The 18,150-nt window shown below is 66.7% G+C and carries 5 protein-coding genes; 2 read left to right on the top strand and 3 right to left on the bottom strand.

Translation table 11 applies throughout. The annotated features are described in order from the left end of the window. The first annotated feature begins 18 nt into the window (after nucleotides 1–18). Together ACFYOW_RS18985 and ACFYOW_RS18980 are read left to right on the top strand one after the other, a co-directional pair. Nucleotides 19–2,139: an MMPL family transporter gene (locus ACFYOW_RS18985; protein ID WP_387289511.1), complete on the top strand. Its 2,121-nt coding sequence runs from the start codon at nucleotides 19–21 to the stop codon at nucleotides 2,137–2,139. 87 nt (nucleotides 2,140–2,226) lie between these two features. Beyond that, nucleotides 2,227–2,640 (top strand): hypothetical protein, encoded by a 414-nt coding sequence (locus ACFYOW_RS18980; RefSeq protein WP_387289509.1) that lies wholly within the window; start codon nucleotides 2,227–2,229, stop codon nucleotides 2,638–2,640. Nucleotides 2,641–2,697: 57 nt separating this feature from the next. Here the strand turns inward: ACFYOW_RS18980 and ACFYOW_RS18975 are convergent, their stop codons facing one another. The 3 genes from ACFYOW_RS18975 to ACFYOW_RS18965 all read right to left on the bottom strand — a co-directional run bounded on the left by ACFYOW_RS18975 (nucleotide 2,698) and on the right by ACFYOW_RS18965 (nucleotide 17,754). Further along, nucleotides 2,698–3,576, bottom strand: coding sequence for an intradiol ring-cleavage dioxygenase (locus ACFYOW_RS18975; RefSeq protein ID WP_387290072.1), 879 nt, complete (start codon nucleotides 3,574–3,576; stop codon nucleotides 2,698–2,700). Between the two features lie 171 nt (nucleotides 3,577–3,747). After that, nucleotides 3,748–17,052 (bottom strand): amino acid adenylation domain-containing protein, encoded by a 13,305-nt coding sequence (locus tag ACFYOW_RS18970; RefSeq protein ID WP_387289507.1) that lies wholly within the window; start codon nucleotides 17,050–17,052, stop codon nucleotides 3,748–3,750. A gap of 243 nt (nucleotides 17,053–17,295) precedes the next feature. Beyond that, the gene (locus ACFYOW_RS18965) at nucleotides 17,296–17,754 is read right to left on the bottom strand and encodes a hypothetical protein (protein ID WP_387289505.1); all 459 of its coding nucleotides are present in this window, start codon (nucleotides 17,752–17,754) and stop codon (nucleotides 17,296–17,298) included. Nucleotides 17,755–18,150: the final 396 nt, after the last annotated feature.

Raw genomic sequence — 18,150 nt, 5'->3', positions numbered from 1 at the left:
GGCGACCGAGGGGGCCCGATGTCCGCACCGACCGATCCGGATATGTCCGATCTGCTCGGCCGACTCGCGCGTGTGCCGAGTGGCCGTCGGAGCAAATGGGTGGTGCTCGGCGTCTGGATCATCGCCCTGCTGGCACTGGGCACCTTCGCCGGAAAGCTCACCGGGGCACAGAAGAACGACAATGTCACCTGGCTGCCGGACAGCGCCGAATCCACCCAGGCATTCAAGCTGGCCGAGAAATTCGGCAATAGCGACGATATTCCGGTGGTGCTGGTGTACGAGCGCCGCGACGGGCTCACCGACGCCGATCGGCTGGCGGTCGGCGCCGATGCCAAACGGTTCCGGCAGGTCGAGCATGTCGTGCCCGATAAGGTGCTCGGCCCGATCCAGTCCGGCGATGGTCAGGGGCTGGAAATCCTGGTGCCGATCTCGATGGGATCCGAGGGCTGGAACCGCCTGACGGATGTGGTCGGTGCGATCAATGACGCGGCGGGGGAGCGCCCCGACGGATTGTCCTTCTATGCCACCGGACCGGCCGGGTACGCGGCCGAATTCGGCGAGGTGTTCAAGGGGATCGACGGTCTGCTGCTGTACTCGGCCGCCGCCGTCGTCATCGTCATTCTGCTGCTCACCTACGGTCCGATGCTGTGGGCGTTTCCGTTGATCACCGTCGGTTTCGCGCTGGTGATATCGCAGGCCGCGGTATTCGGCGCGACCCAGGTGGGGCTGACCGTCAACGCGCAGAGCCAGGCCGTCCTCACCGTGCTGGTTTTCGGCGCGGGCACCGACTATGCGCTCCTGCTGGTTGCGCGCTATCGCGAGGAACTGCGCCGCCATCCCGATAAACACGAGGCGATGGCGGTCGCACTGCATCGCGCCGGGCCTGCGGTGCTGGCCAGCGGTTGCACCGTGATCGTCTCGATGTTGGCGCTGCTGGTGGCGGAGATGAACTCGACCAAGGGCATCGGGCCGGTCTGCGCCATCGGAATCACGGTGGCGCTGCTGGCGATGTTGACGCTGCTGCCCGCACTGCTGGTGATCGTCGGCCGGTGGATCTTCTGGCCTCGGCATCCGAATTTCGGCACCGTCAACGAGACCGAATCCGGCGTCTGGGCGCGCGTCGGATTCGCGATTGCCCGGCGGCCGCGCACCGTCTGGATCGGCACCGCATTGGCACTCGGTGCACTGGCACTCGGTGCCGGTGGGCTGGAGGCCGAGGGCATCGCGAATAAGGACGCCTTCGTCGGCTCATCCGCCGCGGTGACCGGAACCGAGGTGCTGGAACGGCATTTCGAGGCGGGCACCGGTCAGCCGGTGATGGTCGTCGCCTCGTCCGCGCGCGTCGATGCGGTCGCCACCGCCTTGGGCTCGACACCCGGAATTACCGCGCCGTCGCGACCGATCGTCAAGGGTGATCTGGCCTATCTCGAGGGCACGCTCACGGATCCGCCGGACAGCCGGGCCGCCGAGGCCACCATCGATCGGGTGCGTGCGGCCGTGCACGCGGTGGATCCGCAGGCCAGGGTCGGCGGGCAGACCGCCGTCGTGCTCGACATAAAACGCGCTGTGGCACATGACAATCGGGTCATCGTGCCGGTGGTGCTCGCCATTGTGCTGGCGATCCTGATGATGCTGCTGCGCGCCGTGGCCGCGCCGATTCTGCTCACGGCGACCGTGGTGCTGTCCTATTTCGCCGCGCTCGGGCTGAGCCGCTGGATTTTCGATCTGGCCGGTTTCAAGGGCGCCGACGCCGGACTGCCGCTGCTGACCTTCGTCTTCCTGGTGGCACTCGGCATCGACTACAACATCTTCCTGATGTCGCGGGTGCACGAGGAGGCGATCAAGCATCGCACCAAGGCGGGCGCGCTCATCGGCTTGGCCGCAACAGGCGGCGTGATCACTTCGGCCGGATTGGTCCTGGCAGGCACATTCGCGGTATTCGCGACCATGCCGGTGGTGACCTTCGCCGAAATGGGCATTGTCATCGCCGTCGGCGTGCTGCTCGATACTTTGATCGTGCGTTCGATCCTGGTCACCGCCCTGACGCTGGATATCGGCGACCGGATCTGGTGGCCGAGCGCATTGGCTCGGCCCAGGGTGGCCGCGGAACGCGAGCCGGAGACCAGTCTCAGTAGGTGACCCGCCGCCGCGCTGCCGTATTTCGGCTGCGGCGAGGGTTACGTTGTGGCCGTCGGTTACCACGCGTTTCGTCAAGGAGGGTGTGTTATGACCAGTCCCGGCCCGACCAAAACCGGACCCGCGCTCAATGACATGACGATCTTCGCGGGCGTATTGATTCTGATCACCGGCATACTGCATCTGCTCGCCGCCATAGCGGCCATCGCCAAGCGTGACTTGTTCGTCTTGACCGAGGATCAGGTCTTCCAGGTGAATGTCTCGGCCTGGGGCTGGGTTCACCTGGTGATCGCGGTGCTGATCATTATCGCGGGCATCGGCATTATCACCGGACAGACCTGGGGTTATCTGGCGGGTATCGTGATGGCCTCGATCAGCCTGCTGGACAACTTCCTGTTCGCGCCGATGTACCCGTTCTGGTCGTTGGTGATGATCGCGCTCGACGTGCTCATCATCTGGGCGCTGTCGCGGCAGATCGGCGCTGAAAGCGGAGTCGCGCGATAGGTTTCGCGTTGTCGGCCCCCGGCCCGTCGAGTACGGGCCGGGGGCCGAGTTGTCTGCCTACCTCGTGCGCGGGGGCGGTCCGCCCTGCCCGCCTTGTCCACCGGGACCACCCTGTCCCGGTGGCGTGCCGCCATTGCCGGACGGGGTGTTCTGCGATTTCTCGGCGACGCCGATGGTGATCGAGACGGTCATACCCGAACTCGGAGTGCCGGTGACCGTGGCCATTTCGGCATCCCAGCCGTCGCCGAAGACATTGTCCGAGGCGAGTGAGATCTGGGAAAGGTTGCCGATGCTCTGTGCGTATCCGGAGTCGGCGGCGAAGACGGTGCTGCACACGTCCTGCGGCAGTGCGATCTGTGAGGTGAGGCGGGCGTTCTCGCCCGCCACGGCGCTGCTGAGCGAGTCGTAGACCTCGAAATGGATATGCGGCCAGCGACCGGAATAGCAGGCTGGGAAGATCGAGGTGAACCTCACCTCGCCATTGGCATCCGCGACTTGGACGCCGCGCAGATAGTTTTGGTCGGTAATGCTCTTACCGTAGAGCGAGTATTCGCCGGAGCGGTCGCAATGCCAGACGTAGACGGCCATGCCCGCGCCCGCGGCGCCGCTCTTGGCCAAGTCCTGCAGCTTCAATCGCAACGTCATCGGAACACCCTGCGCGACACCGGAATACGCACCGAAGCTGGTCGTGATATCGGATCGGACCACACCGGATTCGATCAGCACGTTGGGTCCGTTCGAGCCGTCGCCGGGGTACGGGCCCGCGGTCTCCTGCGGTGCGGCGGTGACCGTCCCGGTGCTGGTAGTCGTGGTGCCGGTGGTGGTGGAGGAGGAGGTGGTGCTGGTGGTCGTCGCCGATGCGCAGCCCGCCGCCACCGTCGCCGCCCCGGCCACGCCGAAGAAGGCCAGGGCGCGGCGGCGTGACATCACCTTCATATCGTGGGCGAGTCCGAGATCGTGCTCGTGTACGTCGCCGTCGCGGCGGCGCGCTGGCTGTGCGCTCACTGCGTTGTCCTTCCGTCGTCGCGGTCAGCTGTCGATCGTGACGCTATGGACGCAGGCTAGGCGGTATGTGGGCCCAGGCTGGGAGCAAGCTGTGAGTGGTGGTCACGTGCCCGGTTTCGGCGCCGCCGCGAGGTGCTCATCGAGTACCGGCGCAATGATCGAGAGTGCGCGTGGCGAGGTCAGGTCGTTGTGGGCGAGGTCGATATCGTGGTTGACGACCCGGCCGGAGGCGTAGGGCCGCCAGCCGTCCGGCCCGACCATATCGGAGCTGTCCACGGTGGCGCTGAAATAGAGCAGGTCGCCCCGGTAGACCGGGCGGTGGTAGCCGGTGCGGGTGCGCGCGGCCGCGTTGTAGGAAGCCGCCATTCGCTCGATGATCTCGGCGTCGATGAGTTCCATACCGAGCCGCGCCTCGATGAGTTCGGCGGCCTCCTGGGCGCTCGCCTCGGCGGGAACGTCTTCGATGCCGAAGATCGCGCCGAAGGTATTGACGAATGCGCCCGCGGAAAGCTGTTCGATGGAATCGCTGTCGATATCGGCATGGTCGCTGTCCAGAAGCGCCACGACACCGACGGTTTCGCCCGCCGCCTGCAGTTTCGCCGCCATGGCGTGTGCGATGAGGCCACCGAAGGACCAGCCGAGCAGGTGGTACGGCCCGTTCGGCTGGACGGCACGGATTTCGCGGATGTACCGGTCGGCGGACTCCTCGATGGAGCTTGCGGCCGGTTCGCGACCGCTGAGTTCCGGGGCCTGTAGTCCGTAGATCGGGCGGCCAGGCCGCAGCCGTTCCGCGAATCCCAAGTAGCTCCAGGACATTCCGGACGACGAGTGAATGCAGAACAGTGCGGGCTCGGTGCCGCCGAGCCGGATCGGCAGCAGCACATCGAGACCGAGTCCGCCCGGTGCGGCGGCGGTTTCGCGTGCCGCGACCTGTGCGGCTATCGTCGCGGCTTCATCGTCGGCCGCGCGCTGCGCCGCCGGGGTATGCGCGAAATGAGCTGCCGCACTGAGCATCTCGTACCACCGGCGAGACAACTCGGCGATCTCGGAGCGGTCCACGAGTGTTTCCGGGAAGCGGAGATCCGCGTGCAACCGATCGTCGATGACGACTGCGCTGATCTCGATCGCGGACCCGACCGGCAGTTCGGGATGCTCATCGGCGTGCAGGTCGCCGAATTCATCGGTGGCGGACCAGCCCAGCCCTTCGAGTCCGGCGGGAATGTCGACATCCGAGTGCCGACCGAGGTATTCGAAGCTGATCCGGCCTGGCAATCGAGTCGGAAGGTGTTCTGCTGCAGTGGGATTGAGGTAGCGCAGCATCCCGTATCCGATGCCCTTGTCCGGCACCGCGAGCAGTTGGTGTTTCATCGCGCGGATCGCCGCGCCCATCGCCGCACCGCCTGTGCAGGCATCATCGATATCGATCGCCGACAGATCCAGCCGCGCCGGGTAGATACTCGTGAACCAGCCGAGTGTCCGATTCAGATTCGCACCCGGGATCACATCCCGCCTGCCGTCGCCCGCCAAGCGCAGCAGGGCCGTCGGCTCGTCCGCATTCCGCCACCGCACCAGCGCCAATGTCAGCGTGGCGAGCAGAGCATCGGTGACCGCGCCCTGGAACAGTTCCGGCAGTGTGGTGAGCAGGGCGGTGGTGACCTCCTCGGATACCTCGAATCCGACCGTGCGCAGTGTGTGCGCCTGATCGATCGCCGGATCGAGCTCACGGGAGCCGATCAGCGGGTCGGGACCGGCGATCATGTCCTGCCAGTACTCGAGTTCGGCGCTGCGCCGTTCGGTCCGCGCCTCCTCGACGAGAGCATGCGACCACCGACGCATCGACGTACCGACGTCGGCGAGCACAGGTGTGTTCCCGACCGAAACCTGGGCCCACGCGGCGATCAAGTCCGCCACCAGAATTCGCCACGAAGCACTGTCGACGGCGAGCCGGTGCGCCACCACGATCAGGCGGCCCGATCGCGTCCTGGCTCCGGCATCGCCGACCGGATCGAGCCAGACAGCCTGCAGCACAATGCCATTCGCCAGGGAGAGCCGATCTGCCGCGGAATCCAGCTCGGTGGCGGCATATTCGCGCAGATCGAGCGCGTCGGCTCCGGCATCGTATTCGATGCGGTGCACCAGCACTTCGACATCGACCGAGCCCGGTTCGTCGACCCGCCACTGCCAGCCGTCCTCGGCTCGCCAGAGCCGCGAGCGCAGTATGTCGTGCCGATCGACCACCGCGGCGAGTGTCGCGACGAGTTGCGCACGCTCGACGCCGACCGGAAGTTCCAACACAACGGACTGCGCGCAGCGGTCGATCTCGCCGCCACGCTCGACCAGTTCGTGCACGCTCGGGGTGAGTGGCAACTCGCCGATTCCGCCGCCTGGCAGTTCGTCGAGCGTCACGACCGGCCCGGCCACCACAGCGGCCAATGCGGCGACCGTGCGATGTTCGAAGACCTGCAGCGGCGTGCACAGGATGCCGTGCATTTTCGCGCGGGAAACCAGTTTGATCGCCATGATGCTGTCGCCGCCGAGCGCGAAGAACGAATCGTCGACGCCGACCTTGTTGCGGTCGAGCAGCTCGGCGTAGATCTGCGCCAGGACTTCCTCCGTGGGAGTCGTCGGAGCGCGGTACTCGGTCTCCTCGACGACGAATTCCGGTTCCGGCAATGCTCTTCGATCGAGCTTGCCCACGGCGTTGAGCGGGATGGCATCCATGACCACGAATGCGGCGGGCACCATATACGCGGGCAAGGTATCGGCGGCGAACGCGCGCACGCGGGCGATATCGAGTTCGATACCGGGCTTGCGCACGAGATACGCCGCGAGCGCCGTGGATCCGGTGGGACCGGGAACGCCGAGGGTGACCGCGAAGTCGACCCCGTCCGCGCGCCCGAGAACCGCATCGATCTCACCCAGCTCGATGCGCTGACCGCGCACCTTGACCTGGAAGTCGGTGCGGCCGATGTATTCCAGCTCCAACCCGGCCGCCCGAATCCAGCGCACCAGGTCGCCGGTGCGGTACATGAGTTCGCCGGGACCGCCGAAGGGATTCGCGATGAAGCGCGCGGCAGTCAGGCTCGGCCGGGCGTGATAGCAGCGGGCCAGCGCGGAGCCCGCGAGGTACAACTCGCCCGCGACACCGACGGGCACCGGGCGCAGCCGATCATCCAGGACCAGTACGGCAGCACCGCGAATGGGCGCACCGATGGTGACCGGCGTACCCGCGGCGAGCGGCGCGGAACCTGTTGCCCAGATGGTGAATTCGGTCGGACCGTAGAGATTCACCATGCTCCGGCCTTCGCACCAGCGTTCGACCAATTCGGCGCCGACCGCCTCGCCCGCCACCGCGAGCACCCGCACACTCGACACCTCGGCGGGATCGATGGTGGCCAGTGCCGACGGTGTTATCACCATATGCGTGACCTGTTCGGCGGCAATCAATTCGGCGAGTGCGCTACCGCCGAAGACCTCCGGCGGCGCAACCACCGACGCGCCGCCGGAGCCGAATGCCATCAGCGCCTCGAAGACCGATGCGTCGAAACTCGGTGAGGCGACCTGCAATACCCGCGAGTGCTCGTCGACGCCGAGCGATTCCCGTTGTGCCGCAATGAGGTCGGCGATACCGCGATGGGTGACGGTGACGCCCTTGGGTGTTCCGGTCGAACCCGAGGTGTAGATCATCCAGGCGGGGCTGTCCGGACGGATCGACTTCGACGACAACGCTGCGTCACTTGCTGTCTGTTGGCGGCCGCTGAACTCGGCATCGTCGAGCACCAGCCATTCGGTACTGTCAGGCAGCAGTGGCCGATAGGCGGCGAGGGTGAGGCCGACCCGCGCACCGGAATCGGTGAGCATGTGATCGATCCGGTCCACCGGATGTTTCGGATCGACCGGCAGGAAGGCGGCACCGGCCTTCGCGGCCGCCCACATGCCGATCAGCAGTTCAGCGGATCGGGGGAGCCCCAGCGCCACGACGGTTTCCGTGCCGACGCCCGCTTCGAACAGGAGCCGGGCCAACTTGTTCGACGTGGCGTCGAGCTCACGGTAGGTCGTCGTGCGTCCGTCGGCGACCAAAGCCGGGCGGTCCCAATAGGAGGCGGCGGATGCGGCGAGCGCGTCGGTGAGAGTCGTGGTCCCCGCGGTCTCGGTGCCGCGCACCGGAACCAGTTCGGTGCGTTCGGATTCGGCGAGGATATCGATATCGGCCAGGCGGATATCGATGTCCGAGACGATCGCGGCGAGCACGCGACGCCATCGATCGATGAAGGTCGCCACCGTGGCTTCGTCGAAAAGGTCCGTCGCGTAGGTCAATACGCCCTCGACGCCGTCCGAGCCGTCTGCGGTGAAACGTTCACGCAGGTCGAGCGTCAGGTCGAATTGCGAGGCGCCGCGATCGAAATCCTCCACCTCGAACCGCAATCCGGGCAGTTCCAGGACCGGTTCGACGAAGTTCTGCAGTGACAGCGACACCTGGAATATCGGATGGTGTGCGGTCGATCTGGTCGGATTGAGCACCTGGACGAGCCGTTCGAACGGCACATCGGTATTGCCGAAGGCATCCAGATCCGCGGCCCGTACGGTCGCGAGGAACTGCCGGAAGCCGGTTCCCGGATCGACCGGCGTGCGCAGGGCCAGCGTATTGACGAACATGCCGACGAGTTCGTCGAGCGCCTCCTCGCCACGGCCTGCGACGGGCGTGCCGATCACGACATCGTCGGTACCGCCGAGCCGGGCCAGCAGCACCGCGAGCGCGGCGTGCACGACCATGAATACGCTGACATTGTTCGCGGCCGCGAATTCGATGATGGCGCTGTGCAATTGCGCGTCCAGCGTGAAATCGACGTCGGCGCTGCGCATCGACTGCACTGCCGGGCGCGGGCGATCGGCGGGCAGCTCCAACACATCCGGCGCACCGCCGAGGATGTCGGACCAGTACCGGATCTGCCGTGCCGCAAGCGATTCCGGATCCGACTCGCTACCGAGCAACTCCCGATGCCACAGCGCGAAATCGGCGTACTGCACGCCGAGCGGCACGCGGGTCGTGTCGGCACCGCTGGTCCGCTCCGAGTACGCAGCCACCAGATCGGCCGCCAATGGCGCCATCGAGGCGCCGTCGGCGCTGATGTGATGGACCACGAGCACGACGACATGCACCGAGGGCGGCTCGACCACAACTGGCGCCTCGGCCACGAGGGGACCCGACGACACCGGCGGAACATCCATCGAAGCGTGCGACGACACCGGCGGAATGCCCGCGCCGGCGCCGGAGGACACCGGCACCGATCCCTTGCCGTTCGCGCCGGTACCGTCGCTGATCCGGAAGATGCCGACCCGCAGCGGCGGCTCCTTGGTGATATCGAATCCGGTGCCCGCCAAGGCATTGATCCGATGACGCAGGGCCGCGGTGTCTCCGGTGTCGATCACGGTCAACTCCGGCGCGGCGGCCGCCGTACCGATCACCACCTGACGAGGTCCCTCCGCATCCGCGGGGTAGATGGTGCGCAGACTCTCGTGCCGCTCGACCACATCGGCGAGCGCATGTTGCATCGCCGCCACATCGAGGTTTCCGGTGAGCCGCAAGGCGACCGCGATGTTGTACGCGGGCGAGGCCGGGTCCATCCGATTGAGGACCCACATGCGCTGCTGGGCGGGGGACAACGGAATTCGGTCCGGACGGATGCGTGGTGCGAGCGTGAACCGGCCCGGCTTGCCGTCGGTGGCCGGGATTACCCGCGCGGACAGTTGGGCGACGGTCGGCGCGTCGAAGAGATCGCGCAGCGCGATGGTGGAGCCGAGGGACGAATTGATCCGGGCGACAACCTTGGTCGCGCTGAGTGAATTACCGCCGAGTTCGAAGAACGACTCGTCGGCGCTCACCTGCTCGCTGCCCAGCACCTCGCCGAATACCTCGGCGACCGCTCGTTCGACCGGCGTCCGCGGCGCGAGATACGGCCGCTTTTCCACCGAGAAGTCCGGCACCGGAAGGGCTTTGCGATCCAGCTTGCCGACCGGGGTCAGCGGAATGTCATCGAGCACGACCAGGTATCCGGGCACCATATAGCTGGGCAGTTCGGCCGCCACTTGCTCCCGCAGGCGCTCGGGATCGAGTTCGGTGCCCGTGGTCGGCAGGACATACGAGACCAGCACTGTCGCGCCCGCCGGTCCGGTGATGCCGATGGTCACCGCGTATTCGACCTGTTCGTCGCGTGCGAGCACGGCATCGATTTCGCCGAGTTCGATCCGCAGACCACGGATCTTGACCTGGAAGTCGCTGCGGCCCAGATACTCGAGCTCGAGTGCGTCATCGGCACCGGTGACCCATCGGACCATATCGCCGGTCCGATACATCCTTTCCCCGGCCGCGCCGTACGGATTCGCGATGAAGCGCGCCGCGGTCATCTCGAACCGATTGAAGTAACCACGTGCCAGCGCCGGACCGGCCAGGTACAGCTCACCCGCGATGCCCACAGGAACCGGTCGCAGCCAGGTATCGAGCACCAGATTCGACGCACCGCGGATCGGCCCGCCGATGGTGATCGGTTCCCCCGGCAGCAGTTCGACGGGGCTGGTCGCGCAGACGCTGAATTCGGTGGGGCCGTACAGATTCACCATCCGCCGCCCGACCGCCCACCGGTCGATCAGTTCTGGTGAGGTGGCCTCGCCCCCGACCCCGAGCACCCGCAGGTCGGCCAGATCGGTCGGTTCCATGGTGGCCAGCGCCGACGGCGTGATCGCGGCGTGGGTGATCCGTTCGGTGCGCAGCAGATGTTCGAGATCGCTGCCGCCGTAGACATCCGGTGGCGCTACCACCAGGCGGCCACCCGTCGAATGCGCCATCAGCAGCTCCATGACCGATGCGTCGAAACTCGGCGAAGCGACCTGTAGCGAACTGATAGAGGGATCGAGTTCGAGGCCTTCTTGTTGTGCGGTGGCCATATTCGTGAGGCCGCGATGGCTGACCAGGACAGCCTTGGGCTTACCGGTGGAGCCCGAGGTGTAGATCAGGTAGGCGGTCTGGTCGATATTGATAGGGCCGCCGCGCTCTTCGTCTGTGATCGGTGCGTCGGAGACAAGCATGACTCGTCGAATCGTGTTCAGGTCGTCGAGCAGCAGCCAGTCGATGGTGCCGGGTAGCGTCTCACCGGTCGCCGTAACCGTCACCCCGATCGGGGCCTTCGAATCGGAGAGCATGTGCTCGATCCGCTCCACCGGATAGCTCGGATCCAGCGGTAGGAACGCCGCGCCGGACTTGGCTAGCGCCCAGACGGCCACCACCGATTCCAGTGATCGGGTGAGTGCGAGTATGACGAAGACCTCCCGACCGACACCGCGACCGAGCAGTACCCGGGCGAAACGGTTGGACCAGGCGTCGAGTTCGCCATAGCTCATGCTGAGATCACCCGCGGTGATCGCGATAGCGTCTGGATCGATGCGCGCGCCTGCCGACAGGATGTCCGGAAGTGTCTGCGGCGGAACCGATTCCGCACCGCGCACGGGGGCCAGGGCGGCCAGTTCGGCATCGTCGCAGTATTGTAGTTGGGAGACGAGGGCATTCGGGTTGTCGGCGAGTTGGGTCAGTAGCCGGACGAAGCGCTCGAGCAGTGGTTGTGCCGCCGTGCGATCGAGCTGGTCGGCCATGAATTTCAGGTTGATGCGCAGTGTGTCGTGCCCGTCTTCGCCGTGCACCGGAATGACCATGAGGCCCAACGGGTAGGGCGTCGCGTCGGTGCCCGCGATATCGAGCACCCGCATACCCGCGATATCGAGCGCCTGCGACAGCGCCTCCCGGTCGATCGGATACGACTCGAATACGGTGAGCGTGTCGAAGAGTTCGGCGAGGCCGACGGCCCGGTGGATGGCGGCCAGCCCCACATGCTGGTGGTCGAGCAGGCGCGCCTGCTCGGCCTGGATGCGGGTCAGCAGGTCGGCGACCTTCTCCGCGGGATCGAGCTGGACCCGCACCGGGAGCGTATTGATGAACAATCCGACCATCTCTTCGACACCGGGCAGCTCCGGTGGCCTACCGGATACGGTGCCGCCGAACACCACATCCGTGCGCCCGGTCGACATGGCGAGCAGCATTGCCCATGCGGCCTGCACCACCGTGTTCACTGTCGCGCCGGAGTCGCGTGCGGTGGTCTCCAGCCGCTCGACCGTGGCCCGGGTCAGGTCGTGCGTGATCATTCCGGCCTCGGTCGATTCGATCCCGGCCAGCGACGGGACCGCGCGCGTCGGCGAATCCACGCCGGCCAGCGATTGCGTCCAGGCTGCGAGCGAGGCCTCGTTGTCCTGCTCGTCGAGCCATGCCAGGAACTCCCGGTACGAGTGCGCGGGCGGCAGTGCGGAGGTGTCGCCCCTGGCGACGTAGAGCGTCAGCAGCTCGCGCACCAGCAGTGGCGTCGACCAGCCGTCCAGCACCAGATGGTGATTGGTCATGACCAGCCGATAGATATCGGCCCCGATGCGGATGAGGGTGAAGCGGATCAGCGGTGGGCGGTCGAGTTCGAATCGGGTGCGGGCATCGAGGGCGATGAGGCGGTCGAGTTCGCGGTCGCGTTCGTCGGCGTCGGCAATATCGGTGAGATCGATATCGTGCCAGCGGATTTCGCAGCCGCCGAGAACGAGCTGGCGCGGACCGTCATCGGTTTCGGCGAAGGCGACGCGCAGGTTCTCGTGCCGCTCCAGCAAGGCCTGTGCCGCACTGCGCAAGCGGGCGGCATCGACGGTGCCCGCCAGGGTGAGCAGTGATTGGACGGTGTAGTCGTCGGCGGTATCGGTGTCGTAGAGCGCATGGAAGAGCAGACCGTACTGCAACGGCGAAAGCGGCCAGACGTCGACGAGATTCGGGTAGGTGCGTTCCCAGTTCTCGATCTGCTGTTGTGGCACCGCGACGAGTTCGAAGTCCGACGGGGTGCGTCCGCCCGCGCCCGGCGAGCCTGCGTGCGCCGCGAGCGCGCCCAGCGCTTGCGACCACAGCTCGGCGAGTTGACCGACATCCGCCTCGTCGAGCAACCGCGTGGCGTAGGCCCAGGTGACCTCCAAGCCGACATCGGTGAGCACGGCATTGATATCGACGACCGCGGCCAGCGGCGCCGACTCGTTGTGCGTCGCCGCGAAACGCTGTGGCAGCCACGCTCCCGCGTGCCCGCCGGTGAGCGCACGGCCGAGATAGTTGAAGCTGAGCTGCGGGATCGGCGCGTCCGCGAGGGCGGCGGCGGACTCCGGATGCTGATAGCGCAGCATGCCGTAGCCGATGCCCTTGTCCGGCACCGCACGCAGCTGTTCTTTGACCTTTTTGATCGCGGTGCCCGCCGCGGCGCCACCGGCGAACGCGTCGTCGAGATCAATGCCGGTCACATCGATGGCCACCGGGTAGATGCTGGTGAACCAGCCTGCCGTGCGTGCGATATCGGCGCCGGGCAGCAGCGTCTCGGAGCGGCCGTGGCCTTCCATGGTGAGCAGTGCGGTATTGCGATCGCGCCAGCGGCTCACCGCGAGGGCGAGTCCGGTGAGCAGCACATCGTCTGCGCCGCAATGGAATTGGTCGGGCAGCGTGGCCAGTACGGTACTGGCGATATCCGGGTCGACGGTGGTCCGGCACTGGCCCATGGTGGCGACGACGTCGACCGCGGGATCCAGTGCCGCCGAGCCGATGATCGGATCCGGGGTGGCCAGCATCTGTTGCCACAGCGGCAGTTCGGCCACCCGCTCGGGCGCCAGTTCGACTTGACCGTATGCCCACCGCCGGAAGGAAGTGCCGACGGGCGCGAGTGCGCCGCCCGCCGCCGCGATCGCCAGGTCCGGCAGCAGGATTCGCCAGGAGACGCCGTCGGTCACCAGATGGTGCAGCACCAGCCAGCACAGTGGATCGGCCCCCGCCCGCTCGATCAGCACGAAGCGCGCGACCACACCCGCCTCGGGATCGAGCAGATCCGCCGCCTGTTGTAATTCGCGTTCGTAGCTGTCGTCGGAGTCCGCGTCGGCCGCGACTACCTCGATCAAATCATCGGCGGTTATCGAATCACGTTCGGCGACAACCCATTCCCAGCCTTGTTCGGTGTGCCGCAGGGTGGAGCGAAGCACATCGTGATGGTCGATGAGCGCTTGGACCGCGGCGCTGAGCTGGTCGCGGCCGAAAGCCTCCGGGAGACCGATCAAGACGGCCTGACCGAAGCGGTTCCAGGTCGGTCCCTGCTCCACCATGGCGTGCACGATCGGCGTGAGCTCCACGGTGCCGACCCCGCCGCCGGGCAGTTCGTCGACCGTCTGCGCGCGCACGTCGGTCGCGATCGCGGCCAGCGCGGCAACGGTCTTGCGCTCGAACACATCTCGTGCACTGAAGCCGATCCCGGCGGCCTTCGCGCGCGATACCAGCTGGATGGAGACGATACTGTCACCGCCGAGTGCGAAGAAGCTGTCGTCGACACCGACCGTTTCGAGTCCGAGGACATCGGCGAACAAGTCGGCCAGTGCCGCTTCGCGCGGCGTCGACGGCGCTCGGCTCGCAACGGCTCGGACACTGAAATCCGGTGCGGGCAGGGCCCTGCGGTCCACCTTGCCCAGCGGTGTCAGCGGAATGCTGTCGAGCACCATGATGACCGAGGGGACCATATAGGCCGGAAGCGTTTCACCGGCAGCGGCTTTCAGTGCCTCCGGGTGAATCTCGGTGCCGGGCTTACCGAGCACGTACGCCACCAGTGCGGTCACTCCGGTGGGAGTCTTCGCGCCGATGGTGAGTGCGAAATCGACATCGGGCTGCCGTTGCAGAGCGGCATCGATCTCGCCGAGTTCGATGCGGAACCCGCGCACCTTGACCTGGAAGTCACTGCGGCCGTGGTACTCCAGTTCGTCGTCTGCGGTCCACCGCACCAGATCGCCGGTGCGGTACATCCGCTCACCCGGCGCGTACGGATTGGCGACGAAACGGCTGGCGGTCAGCCCGTTGCGCTGGTGATAGCCGCGCGCGACGCCCGCGCCGGCCAGATACAGCTCACCGACCGCGCCGCGGGCCACCGGCCGCAACCACGGGTCGAGCACGACAGCGGTGACGCCGCGCACGATGCTGCCGATGGTCACCGGCCCGCCGGGGCGCAACGGCCCGCTCAAGGTCACGGTGACGGTGGTTTCGGTGGGCCCGTAGCCGTTCAACAGCGTCCGCCCGGACCAGGTGGTCACCAACTCCGGCGGACACGCGTCACCACCGACGACGATCGTCCGCAGATCCGGCAGCGTCGCCGGGTCCAGCGAGCCCACCACCGTCGGGGTGACATTGAGATGGGTGACCCGGTGCGCGCGCAGAACTTCGGCCATCTCATCGCCCGCATACGCCGACGGCGGCACGACGGCGATCGTCGCACCCGCCGCGAGGGTGACCAGGATCTCCTCGACGGAAATATCGAAACTCGGCGAAACCGCGTGTGCCACTATCGAATCGGCGTCGACACCGAATCCGGCGCCGGAACCGGTGACCAAATTCGCCAGGCCGCGATGCGACACCAGCACACCCTTGGGCAGTCCCGTCGATCCGGATGTGTAGATGATGTAGGCGATCTGATCCAGGCGTACCGGCCCACGGCGCTCGGCATCGGTGATCGCCGCCGAATCCTGCGCTGCCACCGTTTCGGCCGTCGCGTCGTCGTCGAGCAGTAGCCAATTCACGCGGTCCGGCAAGGACTTTCGCGCCGGGTGCACGGTCAAGCCCGCGACGACCCCGCTGTCGCCGACCATATGCTCGATCCGGTCGGCGGGATAGGTCGGGTCGATGGGGACGAATGCCGCTCCGGATTTCGCCACCGCGAGCGTGGCGAGGACGGATTCGGCCGAACGCGGAATCGAAATCGCGACGGTGCGTTCGGGTCCGGCGCCTGCCGCGATCAGCACGCGGGCCAGGCGGTTGGTGTACTCGTCGACCTGACGGTAGGTCATGCTGGTGTCACCGCTGCGCAGCGCCACCGCCTCCGGGTCGAGTGCGGCACCGGCCGCGATGATTTCGGGAAGAGTGCGCGGTGCGACCGCCTCGGGTCCGCGCGCGGGCACCAGCCGATCCCGCTCCTGCGGGGAGACGACCTGGACGGTACTCAGCGGCGCATCCGGTCCGGCGGCCAGGAAGGTGTGCAGGAACATCAAGAAGCGGGCATGGTGTGCCGCCAATTCATCGGTGCTGTACAGGTTTCCGTTGCCCTGCAGATCGATGTGGGTGCTCTCGCCGCCGACGCCCGGATACAGGTTGAAGAACACATCATCGATCAACCCGGATGTCAGCACGTGCAGTCGTCCGGTGACCGAGCCGAGCTGAATCCTGGTGTCCACCATCATCAAATTGACGGCCGGACCGAACGACGAAGCCTCGTCCATCGACCAGCCGAGATCACGGACGATGTCCTCCTGCCGGTAACGCTGTCTGCGCAGCGCCCCGGTCAGCTCACTCTGCGCTGCCCGGATCACGTCACCGACCGTCGTGGTCGGTGACAACATCAGGCGCATCGGAACGACATTGGCGACCATGCCGCCGGAGCGGCGCAGTGCCGCCGTGGTGCGTCCCGAAACCGGCAGGCTCAGCACCACTTCGGGCGCACCGGTCATCGCGGCGAGATAGGCGCCGAAGGCGGCGACGATGGTCGGCGCGGCATTCGAGTCGGCCGCCTTCGCCACGGTATCGAGCAGTTCGGCCGTCGCGGCGGGCAATGCGCCCGAGACCCGGTTCGGCGGCGCGTCGACATCGGCCTCGCGGCCCGCGAGATTGACCGGGTCGGCCATCCCGGCCAGATGCTCGCGCCAGTACTCGCGGTCGGCGTCGAATCGGTCCGAGCCGCGGTAGGCCAGATCGGCTTCGGCGATCTTCTGCAGTGGTTCGGCCTTGGCGGGCGGCGCCTCGCTGCCCTCGATGGTCGCGTTGTAGATCTCGCCGGTGCGCTGTACCAGTGCGAGCGCACCCATTCCGTCCAGCACGATGTGGTGCATGCGCGAGTACCAGAACCAGTGGTCATCGGCCAGCCGCAGCATGGCCACCGCGACCAACCGGTCGTGCATCAGATCCAGCGGCGCGGAGTACTCCGCGCGCATCCAGGCATGTGCCGCTGCCTCGGGATCGGGCTTATCGCGCAGGTCGATGACGGTGAGTTCGTCGACAATGGTGGTGTCGACGAGCTGGTACGGCTGACCCTCGACATCGAGCAGCCGGACATAGCCGGTCCCGAATTCGCGCCCGGTCTGCTTGGCGGCCGCGGCGAGTGCGTCGAGATCGAGTTCGCCGGTCAGTTCGACGTACTGTGCGATCGAGATAGGCGTATCACCCGCGATGTGCTGGGCGAACCAGATGCCGCGCTGGGCCGCCGACAGCGGGAACGCGCTGTCGGGCGGTGCGGTGCCTATTTTTCCGTTCGAGGACGATGGCTGTTGCATAAGCACACCTGCGTTCTGACGTCTGGAGCGGTGGTGCACCGCTGGTCCCGACCGTCGCGTAGTAGCAAGTTCATTTTGGACCGGCGCCGAGCCGACCGAAGGCGTATTGACCAACACTGTGTTCGATCGGCGGCGTCCCGGGGGCGCTCGAGTGGCCGCGCGGCGCTGCCGCCTGCGGGCCCGGCATACGCGCCGCTGCGCGCCCGAACTCCGTGGGTTCGGGCGCGCAGGCTGAATAGCAGGTCAGGCGGACTTCCGCTCGGTCAGCCGATCGGCATCGGTGATCGGGGCGTCGGAGCTGACCAGATAGCGCTGCAGCGTCGAGCGGTCGTCCAGGAGCAGCCAGTCGATGGCATCGCTGAGCTCGGGACGGCGGGCCTTGGTGGTGATGCCGAGGGAAGCACCAGGGACGGCGGTCGCGTCCTCGGCCACCGATGCCGCAGTCGCGCCGAGCTTGACAACGGCGGATGCGGCAACCGTGGCTTCGATCTGCGGGTCGATCGCCAGCGCGATCCGCGTGTTCACGGCGGCGCCACGGTTGATCAGCACTCGGGCCAGCCGGTTCGCCCAACGATCCAGCTCGACGTTGGCGAGCGTCCCGGAGTCGTTCGGGACCGCACACAGCTCGAGCTCGGCCGCTTTCCGCAGGCGCGGCTGCAGCTGGATGACGTTGGTGGCGGGCGCTTCGACCAGAGTGCTCATTTTGTGATCCCCTCACAGGTTCCGTCTTTGTTTTCGATGCCCTTCTAATCTCGCTGCCGGGAGGGGTTGGCGACAGCTACCCAAGCGCTGGTGGGAGCACTCCGAGGGTTAGCGAATCCATACCCAAGGTGTGCGCCCCGATCGAATTGATCAAGCTGCTCGCTACGACGACGGAGCGAGTCTTACGAGCGGCCTGTTCGCGGCCCGTCTCGCGTCCGAGTCGTCGAAGCGCATGCGCGGGTCTGACCTTTCCGGCGCGCGTATGTCAGGTGCCGGACGTCCCGCCATCAGCGACCACCGCGGAGCGAGTCTTACGAGCGGCCTGTTCGCGGCCCGTCTCGCGTCCGAGTCGTCGAAGCGCATGCGCGGGTCTGACCTTTCCGGCGCGCGTATGTC

This window comes from Nocardia sp. NPDC006982 (assembly GCF_042869435.1).
In the GTDB taxonomy this organism is placed as follows: Bacteria; Actinomycetota; Actinomycetes; order Mycobacteriales; family Mycobacteriaceae; genus Nocardia.
The sequence above is the reverse complement of the archived record's forward strand: the minus strand, read 5'-3'. Positions and strand labels throughout refer to the sequence as shown.

Bases quoted from the DNA above. Each gene is read 5' to 3' on its own strand.
- ACFYOW_RS18985 (WP_387289511.1), top strand. From the start codon at position 19: ATGTCCGCACCGACCGATCCGGATATGTCCGATCTGCTCGGCCGACTC.
- ACFYOW_RS18975 (WP_387290072.1), bottom strand. From the start codon at position 3,576: ATGAAGGTGATGTCACGCCGCCGCGCCCTGGCCTTCTTCGGCGTGGCC.
- ACFYOW_RS18980 (WP_387289509.1), top strand. From the start codon at position 2,227: ATGACCAGTCCCGGCCCGACCAAAACCGGACCCGCGCTCAATGACATG.
- ACFYOW_RS18970 (WP_387289507.1), bottom strand. From the start codon at position 17,052: ATGCAACAGCCATCGTCCTCGAACGGAAAAATAGGCACCGCACCGCCC.
- ACFYOW_RS18965 (WP_387289505.1), bottom strand. From the start codon at position 17,754: ATGAGCACTCTGGTCGAAGCGCCCGCCACCAACGTCATCCAGCTGCAG.